Source organism: Halalkalibacter oceani, from assembly GCF_023715605.1.
GTDB lineage: Bacteria > Bacillota > Bacilli > Bacillales > Bacillaceae_D > Halalkalibacter > Halalkalibacter oceani.
Genome location: NZ_JAMBOL010000007.1, coordinates 135,136 through 152,083, shown reverse-complemented (window position 1 = coordinate 152,083; position 16,948 = coordinate 135,136). Strand labels below are relative to the sequence as shown.

Genomic DNA, 16,948 nt, shown 5'->3' with positions numbered 1-16,948 from the left:
TGAATGAAGAAATTCCATTTGTTGTTCGGTGCTTTGGTCATTTTGCTTGTTGTTGCAGCGTGCTCCCCAAGTGATGAAGGGAGCAGTACCCCGGAGTCGAGTGAGCAAAATGGCGATAAGAAGGTCATTGATTTTTGGCATATTGATCCTGGTGTGAGAGAAGAGGTTTATATGGAGGCTGTTGCCCGGTTTGAAGAGAAGCATTCGGATGTGCAAGTCAACGTTCTGCAAATTCCGAACGACGATTATAAGCAGAGGATGGTCGTTGCGATGTCAGGGGGGAATCCGCCGGATGTTTTTCACAGCTGGGGAGGAGGCTGGCTTGAGGAGTTCGTTCAATCCGGTCAGGTGAAAAATTTAAATGATGAGGATATTGATTTTAGTCAATTTGCTGAAGTGGCTTTAGACAATTCCACGTATGATGGAAACGTTTATGGGTTGCCGCTCGGATTATCTCCTTATGTCTTCTACTACAATAAAGATATTTTTGCTGAACATCATTTGGAGGTACCTGAAACGTATGATGAATTACTGACGATCATTGATGTGTTAAATGAAAATAATGTCATTCCCATCGCTTTAGCGAATCAGCCGAAGTGGCCAGGTGCTTTCTTCTTAATGTATTTGGCTGACAGGCTCGCCGGGGAGAATCTTTTTCTTGAAGCGTATCACCGCGAAGGAAGAGGCTTTGATGACCCTGCCTACGTTCAGGCAGGAGTGTATATTCAGGAGCTGGTAGAACGAAATGCCTTTAACCCGGGCTTTAATGGCATTTCCTATGATGCAGGTCAGGGGCGGCAGCTGATGTATTCAGGGCAGGCAGCGATGATGTTGATGACAAGCGGTTTTGTAAATAACATGCGGGACGAAAGCCCAGACTTTGAAGAAAAAATGGGAGTTTTTAACTTCCCGGCGCTCTCAGAGGGTGAAGGCGATCCTTCCAATATTAGTGCGGGAGCATCCCCGGTATGGTCGGTTTCTGAAAACGCCGAGCATGCTGACCTGGCTGTTGAACTTGTCAAGGAACTGACGAGCGTAGAAACGGCCCAGGCATTTGTTGATCGGACGGGTACAGCAGTGGCGTTGCTGGGAATAGAAAGCAGTGATCCATATGTGCAAACGTTTATGGAGTTGATCGGCGAGGCCAATTCAATCCAGTTTCCTTATGATCAGGTACTTCCGCCGGCTTTAGGGGAGTTGCATAAGGATACAACACAGGAAATTTTAGGATTGACGATGACACCGGAAGAAGCAGCGGCGCAAATGGAAAGCAAGGCTCAGGAAGAGTTAGAGTAGACCGCGGATGAGACGCGCCATCCCTATTTACACTTATTCTACGATAAAGAAGGGGATATCTAATGAATACTGTGCTACGTACAGAAGCAGCGATTGTAAAACAAGCAAAAAAGCAGAAACAGAAAAAAGCCATTACGATAGCGCTTTTCATTTTGCCAGCGCTGCTTGTTTATTCGGTTTTTATTCTTTATCCAATTGTTGCGACGTTTCAATACAGTCTCTTTAGCTGGAGCGGCGGCCAGGGAGAGCGGACCTTCATCGGATTACAAAACTATACGGTCTTGTTTGCCGACCAAACATTTTGGTCGGCCCTGCAAAATAACATGATGCTGATCTTAGCCTCTGTTTTCATTCAGATCCCCTTAGGCCTGCTTATGGCGTTAGTGTTATTCAGTCCAATTAAAGGGATTAAACTTTTGAATGTGTTGTATTTCCTGCCGTATTTGATGTCGACGGTGGCGATCGGCTTGCTATGGATCTTTATGTATGATCCAATAAATGGTCCAATGAACCAGGTTGTTCAATGGTTTGGAGTAGAGCCTGTTGCCTGGCTGGCAGATCAAAATACGGCACTGATTGCTGTATTAATTGTTATTATTTGGCAATTTGCGCCGTTTTATATGATCTTATTCAAAGCCGCAATGGTCGGCATTCCGGATGAATTGTATGAAGCAGCAGAGATTGATGGAGCAAATGGGATACAGAAGTTTTTCTCGATTACATTTCCAGCGCTGATTCCAACTATCGTGACTTCTTCTATTCTGGCGATTGTCGGTTCCTTAAAAGCATTTGACATCTTCTATATTATGACAGGCGGGGGACCAGGGAATGCGACGGAAATAGTAGGAACCTATATGTTCAAGCAAGGGTTTATTCATTTCAATATGGGCTATGCGAGCACGATTGCAGCAATGATGTTCATTCTGGCCTTTATTAGTGTACTGATCATTCAAGTGTTCGAGTATCGACGGAAAAAACGGGGGGCAGTGCTATGAGACCAGTTGAAATGCTGAAAAGAATCCTTCTTTATGTTTTGGCAGTCTTATTATTGCTGTTTACTGTCTATCCCTTCGTCTTTATGCTCGGTACGTCATTTAAAAGCATGGATGAGTTCTTTGCGAATCCGTTCTCCATTTTTCCCCAGTCATTCACAATCGAGCATTATGTATCTGTGTTTGATATGGGATTAACAAGCTATTTTGTGAACAGTCTAATTATTACCACTGCCGCGGTTATTATAGTCGTCTTTATTGCTGCTTTAACAAGCTATCCACTGAGCCGGATCAAATTTAAGCTGAATCGTCCTTTGTTTTTGCTCTTTGTAGCGGGAATGATGCTGCCAATTCACGCCACATTAATTCCTATCTTTGTCATGACGAACAACTTTGGAATTTATGATACGCTGCTGGCGTTACTTGGCCCGTACGTTGCCTTCAGCCTGCCAATCTCGGTGTTCATTCTGACTCAATTTATGCAGGAAATCCCAAGGGAGCTGGAAGAAGCAGCGCAAATTGATGGAGCGAGTCATTGGCGGATCTTTTCCAAAATCATTTTTCCGAATGTGGTTCCGGCGATTTCTACAATTGTCATTTACAATTTTGTTTTTCTTTGGACAGAGTTTATCTTTGCGCTGATTCTCATTCAAACGCCTAGCAATATGACATTGCCGCTAGGGCTGCAAAATTTTTATGGCGAGTTCTCGATAAATGTGCCTGGCCTAATGGCCGCTTTGGCATTGGCCAGCTTGCCTGTACTGCTGTTGTTTATTCTTGCCCAAGAGCGTGTTGTGAAAGGCTTATCTGGAGGGGCGGTAAAGGGATAGTGCAACAATCCCGCAAATAAGCTTGAGACAAAACGAGTTAGCATAGGGCTCGTAGTGGTTACGCTCATAGGGCTGGCCAAAAGGTTATTTTTTGCCTTTTGCCCAGCCCTACTTTATTTTCGCAAAAATCCGAATAATACATAGACGAACATATTGAAATTAATTATAATGGATTAATGAACAAAATGATTGAATAGTAGTTTAATATCATTTTAAACGAAAGAATATGTAAGAATGACTTACCATTTGGTTAGGGGGAGACAAGATGCACGTATCATTTGATTCACATCGTTACCCATACTCGTCGAAGCGCAATGTCGTATACGGCAGACGGGGAATGGTTGGAACATCTCAGCCGCTCGCCGCAGAAGCGGGTCTCGCTATATTGAAAAAAGGTGGGAATGCGATTGACGCCGCGATCGCGACAGCAGCCTGCCTCACAGTGGTGGAACCGACGTCGAACGGAATTGGTTCCGATTGTTTTGCCCTTGTTTGGACAAAAGGCAAGCTACATGGATTGAATGGGAGCGGGCAGGCGCCACAGCAGCTGTCGATCGAGGCTGTAACCGCAGCGGGGCATAAGGAACTGCCTAAGCACGGCGTCGTTCCGGTAACGGTTCCAGGCACACCGGGCGCCTGGGCGGAGTTATCGCGAACGTTTGGGAAGCTGCCGTTGGCGGACGTGTTAGCACCGGCGATTGAATACGCTGAAAATGGCTATCCGCTTTCTCCAACCTTGGCTCATTATTGGCAGGAAGGCTATCGTCAATTTTCTTCTTATCGGGAGCGAAAGGAATTTGCTTCCTGGTTTGAGACATTTGCGCCAAATGGTCGTCCTCCACAGGCTGGTGAAATCTGGTCATCGCCGGATCATGCCAAGACATTGCGTTTAATTGGAGAAACCGAGGCAAAGGCGTTTTATCAAGGTGAGATTGCCGAAAAGATTGCGTCGTTTTTTAAAGAGCATCAAGGATTCTTGCGTCAGGAAGATTTGGTTGCTTACAAGCCTGAATGGGTCGACCCGATTCATACGGACTACCGCGGCTATCAAGTGTGGGAAATTCCGCCGAACGGGCAAGGACTGGTCGCGCTTGAAGCGCTTAATATTTTAAAGGGATTCGAGTTTAAAGAGCGGGAGAATGGTGACACGTATCATAAAATGATTGAGGCGATGAAGCTCGCGTTTATTGACGGAATGACATATATCACTGATCCGCGGCATATGACGGTGACGCAGGAAGAGCTTTTATCGGATCAATATGCAGCTGAGCGGCGCGCTTTAATTGGGGAAGAGGCATTGCATCCGCAGCCAGGCACTCCGCAGTCGGGAGGGACTGTTTATATGGCGACGGCGGACGAGGAAGGAAATATGGTTTCTTTTATTCAGAGCAACTATATGGGCTTCGGCTCGGGGATTGTCGTACCGGGTACGGGCATTGCGATGCAAAATCGCGGTCATAACTTCTCGCTTGACCCAGCTCATGATAATGCGCTTGCGCCGGGAAAGAAAACGTATCATACGATTATTCCGGGCTTCTTAACGAAGGGAGATCAGCCGGTCGGACCTTTTGGCGTGATGGGCGGCTTTATGCAGCCTCAAGGTCATGTCCAGGTAGTGACCAATGCGATTGATTTTGCTTTGAATCCGCAGGCGGCTCTCGATGCACCACGCTGGATGTGGTCCGGTGAAAAAACGGTTTATCTTGAGCCGCATGTCCCGCAGCATATTGTGCAAGAATTGCGCCGGCGTGGCCATGATGTTCATATCGGCTTAGATATCGGTTTATTTGGCAGAGGCCAAATCATTTGGCGTGACCCGGAAACCGGTGTCCTCGCAGGAGGAACAGAACCAAGAACAGACGGACACCTAGCTGTATGGTAAGGCATATGCCAAAAGGTGGTTTTCCCTTTTGGCATATGCCTGAAGAGCGAGCGAAGGCGGCGCAAGGGGTTTCAAGGTCAGAAGGGAAGCGGGTTTCTTTCCTGCTGGCCGTGCGCCAGCCGGAGCCGCAGTCACTCAGGCAAAAGGTGGTTTTCCCTTTTGGCATCTGCCTAAAGAGCGAGCGAAGGCGGCGCAAGGGTTTCAAGGTCAGAAGGGAAGCGGGTTTCTTTCCTGCTGGCCGTGCGCCAGCCGGAGCCGCAGTCACTCAGGCAAAAGGTGGTTTTCCCTTTTGGCATATGCCTTACAAATTAAGTCCGCTGCGGCTTTTAAAGCGGCGTAAAAGAATATGGCTTTCGACGCGGGTGATTCCGTCAAGGGCATAAAGCTCTTCATTGATGAAGGATTCGAGCTGTTCAAAGTCATCAACGAGAACATGCATATGAAGCGTGCTCGGTCCTGTCATCTGGTAACAGCTTGCCACTTTGGGGTTTTCAGCCAGCTTCTCTGCTACGGAGACAAGGGATGTTGGTTCACAATCGACCTCAAAAAAGGCAGATACTTTCTTTCCCACTTTGTCGGAATTAATGACAACGCTGAATTTCTCGATGACTTCCGCTTCAATCAATTGATTGATCCTCTCCCGAACAGCGACGCGGGAAAGCTTTAATTCCTTCGCGATGTCGACATACGACATACGGCCATTCATTGTTAAGAGCTCAAGAATCTTTCGGTCTGTTGCATCTATTTTCATTTGCAGGCCCCACTTCTTTTGCTTTGTTTTGTATCTTATCATGATTGCCGCGTTATGTGTAGACTACTAAGGACGAGGAGGAAGTCTCCTGATGAAAGGGGTAAGACGATGAATTGGAAAACGAATAAAGATTTGTTTGTCGCTTTTTTTCGTGCGGGTATTCTCGGCTATGGCGGCGGGCCGGCAAGCATCCCGCTCTTTCATAAAGAAGCAGTCGAGCGGTACCGCTGGGTGACCGACGAAGAGTTTGGCGATATTCTCGCCCTAGGAAACGCGCTTCCCGGGCCAATTGCGACGAAGATGGCCGGATATATCGGCTATCGTCTTGCCGGCTGGAGCGGGCTTGCCTCCGCTATTTTGGCAACGGTTCTGCCTACAGTTCTGTTAATGATTGGGCTGATGGGTCTGCTAACAAGCCTGCGGGATTCCGCGATTGTGCAAGGGATGACGCAAGCGATTACTCCGGTAGTAGCGGTGATGATGCTGACGCTGACCTATTCCTTTTTCAAGCAATCGAAAAAGGGACTTGGGCTCGGACTGAGTATCGCGCTTGTGATTGTCAGTTTACTGCTTTACCAAGGCTTAGCGCTTCATCCGGCGGTCATCATTGGCGCTTTGCTGGCATATGGTCTTTTGGCAAAGCCGCGCAAAGAGAAAGACAAAGACAGGAAAAAAGGAGAAAGCGCATGATCTATCTGCACATCTTTTTAGCTTTTTTTATTCCTAATATTGTTGGATACGGCGGCGGGCCGGCCTCTGTTCCGCTGATCCAGGAAGAAGTGGTCAACCGCTATGGCTGGATGACGGTGGAAGAATTTGCTGAACTGCTGGCGATTGGAAATGCGCTGCCTGGCCCGATCAACACGAAATTAGCCGGGTATATCGGTTATGAAATGGGGGGAGCATTTGGTTCGTTTGTCGGTCTGTTCGCGACGATTGCCCCTTCTTTACTGGCGATGGTCTTCTTGCTCGCGCTGTTGTATAAATTCCGCAACTCTCCACGGGTGAAACGAATGACCGGTTTGATCAGGCCAACGATTACCGTATTGCTTGGAGTGCTTACATGGCAGTTTTTCGGAAGCTCATTGCAAGGAGCGGGCCTCGGTCATACGATGGTGCTGGCTTTGGGCAGCTGGGTCTTGATGGAAAAAGTGAAGATCCATCCAGCCTATGTCATCGCCGGATCGCTTTGCTATGGGGCGCTGTTTTTAGCCTGAGCGCTTCAGACGCGTCACGTCCTGCACAAGGTGAGTTTTGCGACAAAACCAGTTGGAGGCCGGGCAAAAGGTAACCCTTTGTCCCGGCCTCCACAGTTTACACGATGTGCGTCTTCTGTTTTTTATCAATTATCCAACGGTTTCGTACAACCCCTGATTATCTTTTGCCTCGAGGCCTGGTGTTACTGGGCCTTTTTAAATTCTTTTTCATTGTTTTGAGAAGAACGCTCATCAATGCGTTTTTCAATTTCGGCTAAAGCCTTTGGATCATTTAAGAGCTCTTTTTTGTTCTCGGATACAAGTTCTTTAAATGATGCTACCTGTCTTCTCATACTGGAATCACCTCAACTCTTAGGATGTAAGTTCATTATAACAACAGATGATGTGGAAAGAATGAAGGAATTGTTACAATTTTGCGAAAAAAGAATTTTATTAACGATTATTGTCGAATATGTCTATCGACAGAAAGCCTTACATACGTTAAGAAAAACAGGGTTATGAATAGGGGATGTGTTGTTTATCCATGATAAAGGCAGGGGGAAGTTGGCATGAAGGGCTGGTATCACTGGCGTCCGATCAACCCGCGGTTAATTGAGGACTTGTTGAAAACGGAGAGCTCAGATATGCTCACGATTGATTATTTATCCGTGATTGCGAAAACAAGTGAAGAACGTCAGCTTTGGCGGCTCCTTCTTGACAGCAGAAGAAAAGATTATATTCTTTTAAAGCAGGTGTACAGCTTGCAAACCGGGACTTCCCCTGAGGTTGACCAGGAGGTTTTTCAAAAGCCGGAATCATATGAGCAGGGCATGCATGCCCAAATCCGGCAATCGGGACACAGGCTATCTTTGCTTGAACAGGCTTATCAGGAAGCAGGCGATGAAAGAATCAGGCAAGTCCTTCAGCTGCTCATTCATCAGCATCGGTATGAAGGAATGGTTTTTAGACGTTTAACTGCTTTACAATAAATAAAAAATATTTTTCAAAAAACTATTTACATGGACAGATTATGTTGTTAGAATATTTTTAACATTTAAAAGGGCGAGCACTCTTTTATAAATAGAAAATGAGCGAATGCTCAATCGGCTGCCGCCATAAATAACATCAAGGGAGAGAGAAGCTATGACGGTATCAGAAAAGAAAGCATTGGAAGAAATGCAAAAGAAGCTGGAACTTCTTGCGACGGAGATTAACGACTTAAAGAAATCAAGTCAAAATGGCTTTGAACAATTAGATACGGATGACTTGCTGACGCAGGCGTATAACTAATAGACAGAAGGACTCCCAGGCCAGGCTTGGGTTAGTCCTTTTTTTGTCGGACTTGCCCTGCGGATAGAACTGGTAGACCCTTGGCTTCAATGGTAAAATGAAAGAAAAGCGGAGGAGGATGGATGATGGAGAAAAAGTGCACGATGTTTTGTAAAGGAGCATGGATAGGAGGCGCCATTGCTCTTGGTGTTCTGCTGTCAAAAAAGGAATACCGGGAAAGAGTGGCAAAGGAAGCAAAACAAGTCAAACAGTGCACGGTGGATGCAGTGAATTTTGTCCGGGATAACCGCGAGCAGATTATCGCTCACATTCGTGAGACGGCAAACGAAGTCTCCACCATGATGCGTGACATTAGCGAGGATGTTAAGCAGCTAAGTCAGGCCGCAAGTCATCTGAAGGAAAGCTCCGAGGAGATTGTCAAAGCAACAAAGGAAGCAGCGGCGGAAATAAAGACCTTGAAGAAATAGACGGACTGACAGCTGAAAATGTTTATGTATAGAGTCCGGACAACGGGACATGATAAGGAGCGAGGAAGCAGCAGCTGCTGTTTCCCATCCACCCACCGTTTTCAAGATAATGTTCAAAGATGCAACAGGCTAGTAACGTGAATTGTAAAAGGAAAGCCTTTTTCGAGGTGATTACGTTGGAGAATGACAAATATTTTCAAGAATGTTTTTAACATGAATGAAGGTAGGTGTCTCCAAAAGACAAACATCGTTTCGACCCCAGATTGTTCATTGAATAATCATGCTTGAGCGGTAGTGGAAAAAAAAGAAGGTGACCACCTCGCGTGTGTCACCTTCTTTGATCTTTAAAGGGAGAGTGAGCGTATGAGCAAGAAAAAGAAGCAAAAGCAAAGCGCCAATCAAAAACATAACCATAAAACGAGCAGTTCAGCTAATAAATCCAATCAATACCATTAAAAAAGCTCGATCTGCTCTGTGAGCGTCAGTGTGTAAAGTCCGGGCAAAAGGTGAAAATCCTTTTGTGTCGGGCTTTTTTTATGATGAGCGCGTGGATGTACGGTTTCTGAGAACGTAAAAAGTGGCGGAATACATGACGGCGTCGGTCAACGCTGTTACAATAAAAGGAAGAGAGGGAGGGATAAGGCATGGATTTTCACATGAAGGAGCATAGCTTTACGACCGATTTGGAGTTTGGTCAGCTGGAAGTATCGGGGAATGAGGAATACGGGTTTCGGCCTTACCAATTACTAGTGTCGGCGACTGCTGTTTGCAGCGGGGGTGTGCTGAAGAGGATATTGAGGAAGCAAAGAATCACGTTTGAAGATATCCGTATTCATGCTGATGTGAAGAAAAGTGAGCATGGGGCCAATGAAATAACGGACATTCACCTTCATTTCACGATTGCCGGCACGGATGCTTCTGAAGAAAAGGTGAAGAAAGCACTGGAAATCACACGCAAAAACTGCACGATTGTCCAATCGATCAAGGATAGTATTAACATAACGGAGAGCTTTGAACTGCAATAAGCAACGTACAGAAGCAATAAACTGATGATGCTTATTGTTCTGTTCTTACATAATTGTACAAGATAAGATAAAAGGACGTCGGCTTGAAAGAAAACCGACGCTTGTAAAAAATGGTGCAGTGGGGGTTTTAGCGAGGGAAGGGATGACGATTGACACAGGAAAATCAACTCGATTTCACAGAAGGAAAAATCCTCAAAAAAATGGTGCTGTTTTCGTCGCCAATATTCATCAGCAATCTGTTACAGTCTTCCTATCAGCTGATTGATTCGATTTGGGTTGGGAACTTACTTGGAGCGGATGCTCTCGGTGCCATTTCAATATCGGCTACGGTCGTGTTTACGGTCCTGTCCTTTATTATTGGCTTAAACGGTGCGACCTTGACGGTAATTAGCCAGCGAAGAGGGGCGAAGGACGAAGAAGGACTGAAGGATTCGCTGAATGCGTTTGTGTTCGTTCTCGGCTTGCTCGCACTTTTGCTCGGCTTGATTGGCTTTTTGTTTTCCGGCGCGATTCTACGCTTTATGGGGACACCGGAAACTATTTTGCCAATGGCCCAGGCGTATTTGCAAATTAATTTTGTCGGGATTCTCTTTTTATTCGGCTATAACTTTATCGGGACGGTCTTACGCGGGATGGGTGACAGCCGCACGCCAGTCCGTTTTATTTTGCTTGCTGTTGTGCTGAATGCTTTTCTTGACCCGCTATTTATTTACGTGCTTAATTTCGGAATTGAAGGAGCAGCTTACGCGACAGTTATTTCACAGGGGATCGCTTTTTTATATGGGCTGTTCTACTCAATTTATAAAGCAAACGTTCCTTTTCAAGTGCCGAAGCTGCCGGAGAAGAGATATTTTATTGTCCTGTTTAAAATGGGGCTGCCGGCCGGGCTTTCGATGATGGCCATCTCAGCAGGAATGATGGCGATTATGACCGTTGTTACAAGCTTTGGTGAACAGGCGGTCGCCGGATTTGGCGCCGCTCAGCGACTTGATAATCTGATTATGCTGCCGGCTCTCACACTTGGGGCGGCGGTCAACAGCATGGCCGGGCAGAACATCGGGGCAAGGCAGTGGAAAAGGGTCAATGAAATTGCCAAGCAGGCGATTATCCTGATTATCGTTGTCTCCCTGACGGTAAGCACGATTATCTTTATCGGCGCAGAAACATTTGTCAGAATCTTCGTCCAGGAGGAGGAGACGGTGGCCTTTGGCGCGATGTATATCCAGGTGATTGCCTTCTTTTACCCATTTCTCGGGATCAACTTTGTTTTGAATGGAATCGCCAGAGCAGCCGGAGCGATGTTTCCTGTGCTCATTTTGAACATCATTTCATTTTGGGTGTTGCGCTATCCGCTGACTGCACTATTTGCGTCCTGGTTTGGAGAAGAGGGGATTGCGATTGGCATGGGAGTAAGCTTTGTCATTAGCAGCGTCGTGGCGACCGGCTACTATTTCCTCGGAAATTGGCGTAATATCAGTGAAGAGGTGATGACAAGCACCGAAAAACAACCGCAAGAGTAAAAAAAGAAATGGAGAATTCAATGAAACCTATCATGATTCGTTTAATAAGCTATCTCGGTGGATTGCTTATTCTATCTTTTGGCATAACGTTGACGATTCTGGCCGGGCTCGGTGTCGGTGCCTGGGACGCTTTAAATGTCGGATTGGCGAACCGGACGAACTTTTCAGTCGGCAATTGGGTGATTTTTGTCGGGATCGCGCTCATTTTGCTTAATGCGCTGCTCGGCAAACGAAAGCCGGAGCTTCTTGCGCTCGTCACTGTGATGGCGATTGGGTATTTTATCGATTTTTGGCTGATTGTCGTTTTTGACTATCATTTATTCAGCGGCTTTTTGCTTCAGCTGACCGTCCTTCTTCTCGGCGCGGTCATTATTGCTTTCGGGATTTCGGTTTATTTGCAGGCCGAGTTTGCCGTCATCCCAATCGACCGTTTTATGTTTGTGATCAAAGATTTATTAGGTGTTCGTTTAATGGTGGCCAAAACGATTTCTGAGCTTATCGCCTTAACGGCTGCCTTTGTCGCAGGCGGGCCGATCGGACTTGGTACCGTTCTTGTGACGTTTTTGATCGGACCGATGATTCAATGGTTTTATCCGCGGGTGGAGAAGCGGATTAATTGGCGTGAATCGTTGTAGCGACATGGAATTTTCATCGAAGAAGCATCCTCCTTGACCGGATCGTGGATAAATTTTTTAACAAGGCTCACACTATGAACAAAAGAGAGCTGAAAGTTAAAAGGAGGCTTCGAAGATGAAACGATTTATCGCTGTATTCATGCTGGTCTGCCTGTTCATCCCGTTCGGAAATGCGCTGGCTACCGAAGGTGACAAACAAGAAAAGCAGTCATTTCAAATTCCTAATTCTGTGTTGAATATTTCCAAGGAAAACACGTATACAAATCCTACTCAGGACTTGCCATATTTGCAGCCGAGCACGCTTGCTCAGGAACTGATGGAGACGACAGAGGTGAAAATTGAGAACCCGGACCTGATCCGGATTTTAAATGAATCGACGATTAACGATTCGAAATTAGCACTTGGCTTCCGGGCCTCCATTTATTTAGGGGAGTGGCCGCTTTCCTATGATTCGGCCGGAACCGAGGTGAATTGGGAATACCAGAAGGTCAACACGAACTATTTGGACAACCGCGGCGGACGTACACCGCAGAAGCTGACGTATCATCAGGAGCAGCAGAAAAAGGTCAATGGCGGCTTAACCGCGAAAATCCCAAACAGTGAAGCCGTCAAAAAGATGATGATGATTAAAGCGGCGGAGCATACGAATTTGCCATTATCGTTTGAGACGGTGATCGGGCAGGGAACGCGGAAAAACAACACCTATAATATCGCGCCGAAGCAGGTCGGCTATTTGCACAGCTTCGTGCCGGCGGTCAATGAAAAAGGAAAAGTGACATATGGCGAGGTGTATTTAACGTTTAAAGGCGGAAAGCGGAAGCTTGAAGTGAAAAACGTCACCCAGCAAGGCGTCGGCTCGTGGATTCCGGTACAGGATCACCTCTCGTTTTCCTTCATGTCGGCGAATCAGCCTAGATAAGCTGTCTTGAATAAATGACATACAAATAACGCTCAGGCTTTCCCCGCTGAGCGTTATTTGCATGCTATTTGAATTGTAACTGATAAGCAAGAGCATTACTGAAAATACTGGGATGAACTTTTTCCATTCATACAAAAGCTCCGATCTCGCTTCGGCCATAATCCTTTATAGATTCGTCTTCTTTTTTGTAAAGTCAACGTCCTGGTAATAGGAGTTTTTGACAAGGAGGTTGGGGCCGAGACATTGGACGGTTGGGCAATGACAATGTAAGGAGGCGGCCACGGTGGAACGGTGCCACGTTTCAAAGGCCTCCGGCAAGGAAGTCGTGCGGATATCACCCAATGGCGGCGTATCGCCGAAATCAGTCACGATGATCTTGCCGTCAAACACATTAATGTTTAAGCGTGAACGCCCGTCAGGGTCGTTGCGTACGGTCACATTCTCTTCGGCATAGAGCCTCTTTTGCAAAGCGAGATCTTCTTCATTCATGCTGCACGGGTAAAATGGCAATGTGCCGAACAGCATCCACACCTCTTTGGCACGAACGTCGAGCAAACGCTGGATTCCGTCGCGGATTTCAGCGAGACTGGCGACCTCAAGCTGACTGGCGAAGTCGCTTGGATACATTGGATGAACCTCGTGACGCTGACAGCCCATCTCCACAATTTGCTCATGAATTTTTTCAATATGAGGCAAGGTCCGTTTATTGAGCATCGTCTCAGCCGAAACAAGCACTCCCTCGCTTGTGAGGGCTTTCGCATTGTCAACCATGCGGTGAAACAGCTTCGCGCGCTGGGCGAAGCTTGGCTTTCTGTCCATCACGGCAAAGCCGATGTCGGCAAAATCATCAACGCTGCCATAATTATGAGAAATATGAAGTACATCTAAATACGGAATAATTTTTTCATACCGCTTTAAATCGAGCGTTAAGTTCGAATTGATTTGCGTCCGGGCGCCTCGTTCGCGGGCATATTTCAGCAGGGGAACGACGTATTGCTCAACGGATTTCAGCGAAAGCATCGGCTCTCCGCCGGTGATGCTGAAGGCGCGCAAATGCGGGATTTCATCGAGACGGCTAATCAGCAGCTCAAGCGGCAACGGCTCGGCTTCCTTTGTCGTTAGCGTATAGCCGACGGCGCAATGCTCGCAGCGCATATTACATAAAGTAGTGGTCGTTATTTCAATATTCGTCAAGGTAAGCCGGCCAAATTCTTTCATATCCTGATAAGCTTCCCATGGATCGTGGCTTGGGGTAATTGCCGGTAATGTATGAATCACAAAACATCGTACTCCTTTTTATTGTAGCTGAAAAACATCATGCCACTATCATACCGTATTGCCCTGTGAAAATTCCACCCTGCAATCCGCGTTGTTCAGACGGGGTCAATCTGTTAAACTTTGAATACGATACTTGCTTTGCGAAGGAGAGAACACAGTTGGGTGGAGCGATTCACGATAAAAAAACACAATTACATTATTTACAAAATCGGTTTGACCTTGTCATGCAGATGCTTGAGACGATTGATCCTGACGAAGCGGGAGTGGAAGAAATCGACCGTCTGCTCGCGATCCTCGATGAGATTGAGCTGAAATGCAAGCAGTTCAGACATGATTGGTCTGAATAAGGAGCTGAATGGTAATGAATGTCTTTTTCATTCGTCACGGAGAGTCGATGGGGAACCGGCAAGGGAAGATTCAGGGCTGGATGGACTTTGAGCTGTCCGAGCTCGGCATCAAGCAGGCGCAGCTGCTCGCCGCCTATTCAGAGAACCTGGCACTCGATTATCTTTACAGCAGTGATTTAACGCGGGCCTATGATACAGCGAAAGCGATTGCCGCACGCAATCACCTCGATGTGAGAAAGTGGACAAAGGTGCGTGAAGTTCACTTAGGTCCGCTGCAGGGGCTGTCTCGCCCCGACATTTATGAGCGCTTCCCGGAGACGAAGGAGCGTTCCATTTTAACCTCAGGATTGGACGGAACGGAAAGTGTGGAGCAGCTTACAAAGCGCTGCCGCTTTGTCGTCGAGCAGCTGCTGCTCGCTCATCAGAACGACAATATAGCGATCGTCTCCCACGGCGGCTTTATTAGCATTTTGCTCACTTATTTGCTGGCGGGAGAGCAGTGGCCGTCTTTGCACCGGGCGTTCCAGATTGGCAATACAAGCATCACTCATGTGGAATGGACAAAGGAACAGAAGCCGGTGATCCACTATACGAACCAGACGATTCATCTCTCCTCTCTGCTCGAACCGAGCAATAAAATTGGCTTATTATAGCGTGGGCAACCCGGATTTGTTAAGAGGATGGCCCGTAACTTGATAGCATACAATGGCTCCACTCGCGACAATCCTTTGTGAGAAACCCACTCACAACGGGATTTGAAAGATCGTGGGGCTCCGTTCATTGCTGAGAGGCATGGATAAAAGGTTGTTTTTCACCTTTTATCCATGCCTCTTGTTAAGTCTTTCCTGGGTACGAAGCCGCTACTTTTCCCTTTCGGAATGTTTCGACTAGCATTATAATAGGAGAGGATGAATGTGACTAAGGAGATTACATAGAGGAAAGGGAGAGGAAAATGCAAAAGCTACAAGAAAGCATGTACCAATTGATTGTCGAAACGTCTACCAACTTGCCCAATGATGTTCGGCGCGCAATCGTGAAAGCAAAGCAGCAGGAAAACGCAGGTACGCGTGCGGCGTTATCGCTTTCTACGATTACAGAGAATATTGAAATGGCGGATGATAAAATTTCGCCGATTTGTCAGGATACGGGAATGCCGACCTTTAAAATTAAAACGCCGGTCGGAGTGAATCAGCTTGAAGTGAAACGGGCCATTCATGCAGCGATGGAGCAGGCGACGGCGGATGGAAAGCTTCGCCCCAATTCCGTTGATTCATTGACTGGAAAAAATTCAGGAAACAATCTCGGTGAAGGAACGCCGGTCATTTACTTTGAACAATGGGAAAAGGATTATATTGACGCGCGCTTGATTTTAAAAGGCGGCGGCTGTGAGAATAAAAACATTCAGTATAGCCTGCCAGCCGAGCTTGAAGGATTGGGCCGGGCAGGACGCGACCTGGATGGGATCCGCAAATGCATTATGCACTCTGTCTATCAGGCGCAGGGCCAGGGGTGCAGCGCGGGCTTTATCGGCGTCGGCATCGGGGGAGACCGGACTTCCAGCTACTCTCTTGCCAAAGAACAGCTGTTTCGCACGGTGGATGATGTCAATCCGAATGAAGAACTGCGCAAGCTTGAGGATTATGTCATGGAGCATGCCAATGAGCTTGGCATCGGAACGATGGGCTTCGGCGGGGAAGCAACGTTGCTCGGCTGTAAAATCGGCGCGATGAACCGTCTGCCGGCCAGCTTCTTTGTTTCCGTTGCCTACAACTGCTGGGCATATCGCCGTTTGGGCATCGTCATTGATCAGGAGACTGGCGGAATTAAGGAATGGCTTTACAAGGATGGCGAGACAGTCGATTTGAATGTCGCCTCGAAGGAAGTGGCCGCTGCTGCCGAGGAGAAGAGCGAAGTCCGTGAGGTTGTGCTGGAAGCGCCGATCACCGAAGAGAAGATCCGTGAGCTTAAAGTCGGAGATGTCGTCATTATTAATGGCATGATTCACACAGGTCGTGATGCGATCCACCATCACTTGATCGACCATGAGGCGCCAATTGATTTGGACGGTCAGATCATTTACCACTGTGGTCCGGTTATGCTGAAGGATGACAAGGGCGAGTGGCATGTGAAAGCAGCCGGCCCGACGACAAGTATTCGCGAGGAGCCGTATCAAGGCGATATTATGAAGAAGTTCGGCATCCGCGCTGTTATCGGTAAAGGCGGAATGGGGCCAAAGACGCTGAAGGCGCTTGAGGAGCACGGCGGTGTTTACTTAAACGCGATCGGTGGAGCGGCGCAGTATTATGCCGACTGTATTAAGAAGGTGCACGGCGTTGATCTGATGGAATTCGGGATTCCGGAAGCGATGTGGCACCTTGAAGTAGAAGGATTTGCGGCGATTGTCACGATGGATTCGCATGGCAACAGCCTGCATGCTGATGTCGCCAAAACATCGCTTGAAAAGCTGGAGCAGTTTAAAGAGCCGGTGTTTAAGTAAGCGGTAGAAAACAATTTCAGGGA

At 47.2% G+C, this 16,948-nt stretch carries 19 protein-coding genes; 16 read left to right on the top strand and 3 right to left on the bottom strand.

Going from position 1 to position 16,948, the window contains the following annotated elements; genetic code table 11:
- Positions 1 to 3: 3 nt before the first annotated feature.
- From M3202_RS10300 to M3202_RS10285, 4 genes are all read left to right on the top strand, one after another.
- A complete protein-coding gene (locus tag M3202_RS10300; RefSeq protein WP_251223252.1) occupies positions 4 to 1,296 on the top strand; it encodes an ABC transporter substrate-binding protein in 1,293 nt (430 codons plus the stop codon).
- A gap of 62 nt (positions 1,297 to 1,358) precedes the next feature.
- A complete protein-coding gene (locus tag M3202_RS10295) occupies positions 1,359 to 2,291 on the top strand; it encodes a carbohydrate ABC transporter permease (RefSeq protein WP_251223251.1) in 933 nt (310 codons plus the stop codon).
- Positions 2,288 to 3,118, top strand: a complete 831-nt coding sequence (locus M3202_RS10290; RefSeq protein ID WP_251223250.1) for a carbohydrate ABC transporter permease — start codon at positions 2,288 to 2,290, stop codon at positions 3,116 to 3,118. The genes M3202_RS10295 and M3202_RS10290 overlap by 4 nt, the downstream gene beginning before the upstream one ends.
- Positions 3,119 to 3,383: 265 nt before the next feature.
- A complete protein-coding gene (locus tag M3202_RS10285) occupies positions 3,384 to 5,000 on the top strand; it encodes a gamma-glutamyltransferase family protein (protein WP_251223249.1) in 1,617 nt (538 codons plus the stop codon).
- 301 nt (positions 5,001 to 5,301) lie between these two features.
- Here M3202_RS10285 and M3202_RS10280 read toward each other — a convergent pair whose 3' ends face one another.
- Positions 5,302 to 5,751, bottom strand: a complete 450-nt coding sequence (locus M3202_RS10280; protein WP_251223248.1) for an Lrp/AsnC family transcriptional regulator — start codon at positions 5,749 to 5,751, stop codon at positions 5,302 to 5,304.
- A 108-nt stretch (positions 5,752 to 5,859) separates the two neighbouring features.
- Here M3202_RS10280 and M3202_RS10275 point away from each other — a divergent pair, with 108 nt between their 5' ends.
- On the top strand, positions 5,860 to 6,441 hold the full coding sequence (locus tag M3202_RS10275) for a chromate transporter (RefSeq protein ID WP_251223247.1): 582 nt from the start codon (positions 5,860 to 5,862) through the stop codon (positions 6,439 to 6,441).
- Positions 6,438 to 6,968: a chromate transporter gene (locus M3202_RS10270; protein WP_251223246.1), complete on the top strand. Its 531-nt coding sequence runs from the start codon at positions 6,438 to 6,440 to the stop codon at positions 6,966 to 6,968. The genes M3202_RS10275 and M3202_RS10270 overlap by 4 nt, the downstream gene beginning before the upstream one ends.
- A gap of 182 nt (positions 6,969 to 7,150) precedes the next feature.
- Here M3202_RS10270 and M3202_RS10265 read toward each other — a convergent pair whose 3' ends face one another.
- On the bottom strand, positions 7,151 to 7,300 hold the full coding sequence (locus M3202_RS10265) for an FbpB family small basic protein (protein ID WP_251195146.1): 150 nt from the start codon (positions 7,298 to 7,300) through the stop codon (positions 7,151 to 7,153).
- A gap of 216 nt (positions 7,301 to 7,516) precedes the next feature.
- Between M3202_RS10265 and M3202_RS10260 the strand changes: the two genes are divergently transcribed.
- From M3202_RS10260 to M3202_RS10230, 7 genes are all read left to right on the top strand, one after another.
- Positions 7,517 to 7,936: a hypothetical protein gene (locus M3202_RS10260; RefSeq protein WP_251223245.1), complete on the top strand. Its 420-nt coding sequence runs from the start codon at positions 7,517 to 7,519 to the stop codon at positions 7,934 to 7,936.
- Positions 7,937 to 8,090: 154 nt separating this feature from the next.
- The gene (locus tag M3202_RS10255; RefSeq protein ID WP_251195148.1) at positions 8,091 to 8,237 is read left to right on the top strand and encodes a hypothetical protein; all 147 of its coding nucleotides are present in this window, start codon (positions 8,091 to 8,093) and stop codon (positions 8,235 to 8,237) included.
- A 125-nt stretch (positions 8,238 to 8,362) separates the two neighbouring features.
- Positions 8,363 to 8,704, top strand: coding sequence for a hypothetical protein (locus tag M3202_RS10250; RefSeq protein WP_251223244.1), 342 nt, complete (start codon positions 8,363 to 8,365; stop codon positions 8,702 to 8,704).
- 644 nt (positions 8,705 to 9,348) lie between these two features.
- Positions 9,349 to 9,729, top strand: coding sequence for an OsmC family protein (locus M3202_RS10245; protein ID WP_251195150.1), 381 nt, complete (start codon positions 9,349 to 9,351; stop codon positions 9,727 to 9,729).
- 149 nt (positions 9,730 to 9,878) lie between these two features.
- Positions 9,879 to 11,249: an MATE family efflux transporter gene (locus tag M3202_RS10240; RefSeq protein WP_251223243.1), complete on the top strand. Its 1,371-nt coding sequence runs from the start codon at positions 9,879 to 9,881 to the stop codon at positions 11,247 to 11,249.
- Positions 11,250 to 11,269: 20 nt separating this feature from the next.
- The gene (locus M3202_RS10235) at positions 11,270 to 11,884 is read left to right on the top strand and encodes a YczE/YyaS/YitT family protein (protein ID WP_251223242.1); all 615 of its coding nucleotides are present in this window, start codon (positions 11,270 to 11,272) and stop codon (positions 11,882 to 11,884) included.
- 115 nt (positions 11,885 to 11,999) lie between these two features.
- Complete coding sequence (locus M3202_RS10230) at positions 12,000 to 12,803, top strand: YfkD famly protein (protein ID WP_251195153.1); 804 nt, start codon at positions 12,000 to 12,002, stop codon at positions 12,801 to 12,803.
- A gap of 165 nt (positions 12,804 to 12,968) precedes the next feature.
- Here M3202_RS10230 and yfkAB read toward each other — a convergent pair whose 3' ends face one another.
- Complete coding sequence (yfkAB, locus tag M3202_RS10225) at positions 12,969 to 14,081, bottom strand: radical SAM/CxCxxxxC motif protein YfkAB (protein ID WP_349775615.1); 1,113 nt, start codon at positions 14,079 to 14,081, stop codon at positions 12,969 to 12,971.
- Between the two features lie 158 nt (positions 14,082 to 14,239).
- Between yfkAB and M3202_RS10220 the strand changes: the two genes are divergently transcribed.
- The 3 genes from M3202_RS10220 (at position 14,240) to M3202_RS10210 (ending at position 16,925) form a co-directional block, all read left to right on the top strand.
- On the top strand, positions 14,240 to 14,428 hold the full coding sequence (locus M3202_RS10220; RefSeq protein WP_251195157.1) for an SE1561 family protein: 189 nt from the start codon (positions 14,240 to 14,242) through the stop codon (positions 14,426 to 14,428).
- Positions 14,429 to 14,442: 14 nt separating this feature from the next.
- Entirely contained in the window at positions 14,443 to 15,081 is a 639-nt protein-coding gene (locus M3202_RS10215; RefSeq protein ID WP_251223241.1) for a histidine phosphatase family protein, read from the top strand.
- Between the two features lie 299 nt (positions 15,082 to 15,380).
- Entirely contained in the window at positions 15,381 to 16,925 is a 1,545-nt protein-coding gene (locus tag M3202_RS10210; protein WP_251223240.1) for a fumarate hydratase, read from the top strand.
- Positions 16,926 to 16,948 lie beyond the last annotated feature (23 nt).

Coding starts and splice junctions, on each gene's coding strand:
- M3202_RS10280 (WP_251223248.1), bottom strand. CDS start 5,751: ATGAAAATAGATGCAACAGACCGAAAGATTCTTGAGCTCTTAACAATG.
- M3202_RS10295 (WP_251223251.1), top strand. CDS start 1,359: ATGAATACTGTGCTACGTACAGAAGCAGCGATTGTAAAACAAGCAAAA.
- M3202_RS10260 (WP_251223245.1), top strand. CDS start 7,517: ATGAAGGGCTGGTATCACTGGCGTCCGATCAACCCGCGGTTAATTGAG.
- M3202_RS10245 (WP_251195150.1), top strand. CDS start 9,349: ATGGATTTTCACATGAAGGAGCATAGCTTTACGACCGATTTGGAGTTT.
- M3202_RS10285 (WP_251223249.1), top strand. CDS start 3,384: ATGCACGTATCATTTGATTCACATCGTTACCCATACTCGTCGAAGCGC.
- M3202_RS10290 (WP_251223250.1), top strand. CDS start 2,288: ATGAGACCAGTTGAAATGCTGAAAAGAATCCTTCTTTATGTTTTGGCA.
- M3202_RS10230 (WP_251195153.1), top strand. CDS start 12,000: ATGAAACGATTTATCGCTGTATTCATGCTGGTCTGCCTGTTCATCCCG.
- M3202_RS10270 (WP_251223246.1), top strand. CDS start 6,438: ATGATCTATCTGCACATCTTTTTAGCTTTTTTTATTCCTAATATTGTT.
- M3202_RS10210 (WP_251223240.1), top strand. CDS start 15,381: ATGCAAAAGCTACAAGAAAGCATGTACCAATTGATTGTCGAAACGTCT.
- M3202_RS10255 (WP_251195148.1), top strand. CDS start 8,091: ATGACGGTATCAGAAAAGAAAGCATTGGAAGAAATGCAAAAGAAGCTG.
- M3202_RS10265 (WP_251195146.1), bottom strand. CDS start 7,300: ATGAGAAGACAGGTAGCATCATTTAAAGAACTTGTATCCGAGAACAAA.
- M3202_RS10300 (WP_251223252.1), top strand. CDS start 4: ATGAAGAAATTCCATTTGTTGTTCGGTGCTTTGGTCATTTTGCTTGTT.
- M3202_RS10275 (WP_251223247.1), top strand. CDS start 5,860: ATGAATTGGAAAACGAATAAAGATTTGTTTGTCGCTTTTTTTCGTGCG.
- M3202_RS10215 (WP_251223241.1), top strand. CDS start 14,443: ATGAATGTCTTTTTCATTCGTCACGGAGAGTCGATGGGGAACCGGCAA.
- M3202_RS10235 (WP_251223242.1), top strand. CDS start 11,270: ATGAAACCTATCATGATTCGTTTAATAAGCTATCTCGGTGGATTGCTT.
- M3202_RS10250 (WP_251223244.1), top strand. CDS start 8,363: ATGGAGAAAAAGTGCACGATGTTTTGTAAAGGAGCATGGATAGGAGGC.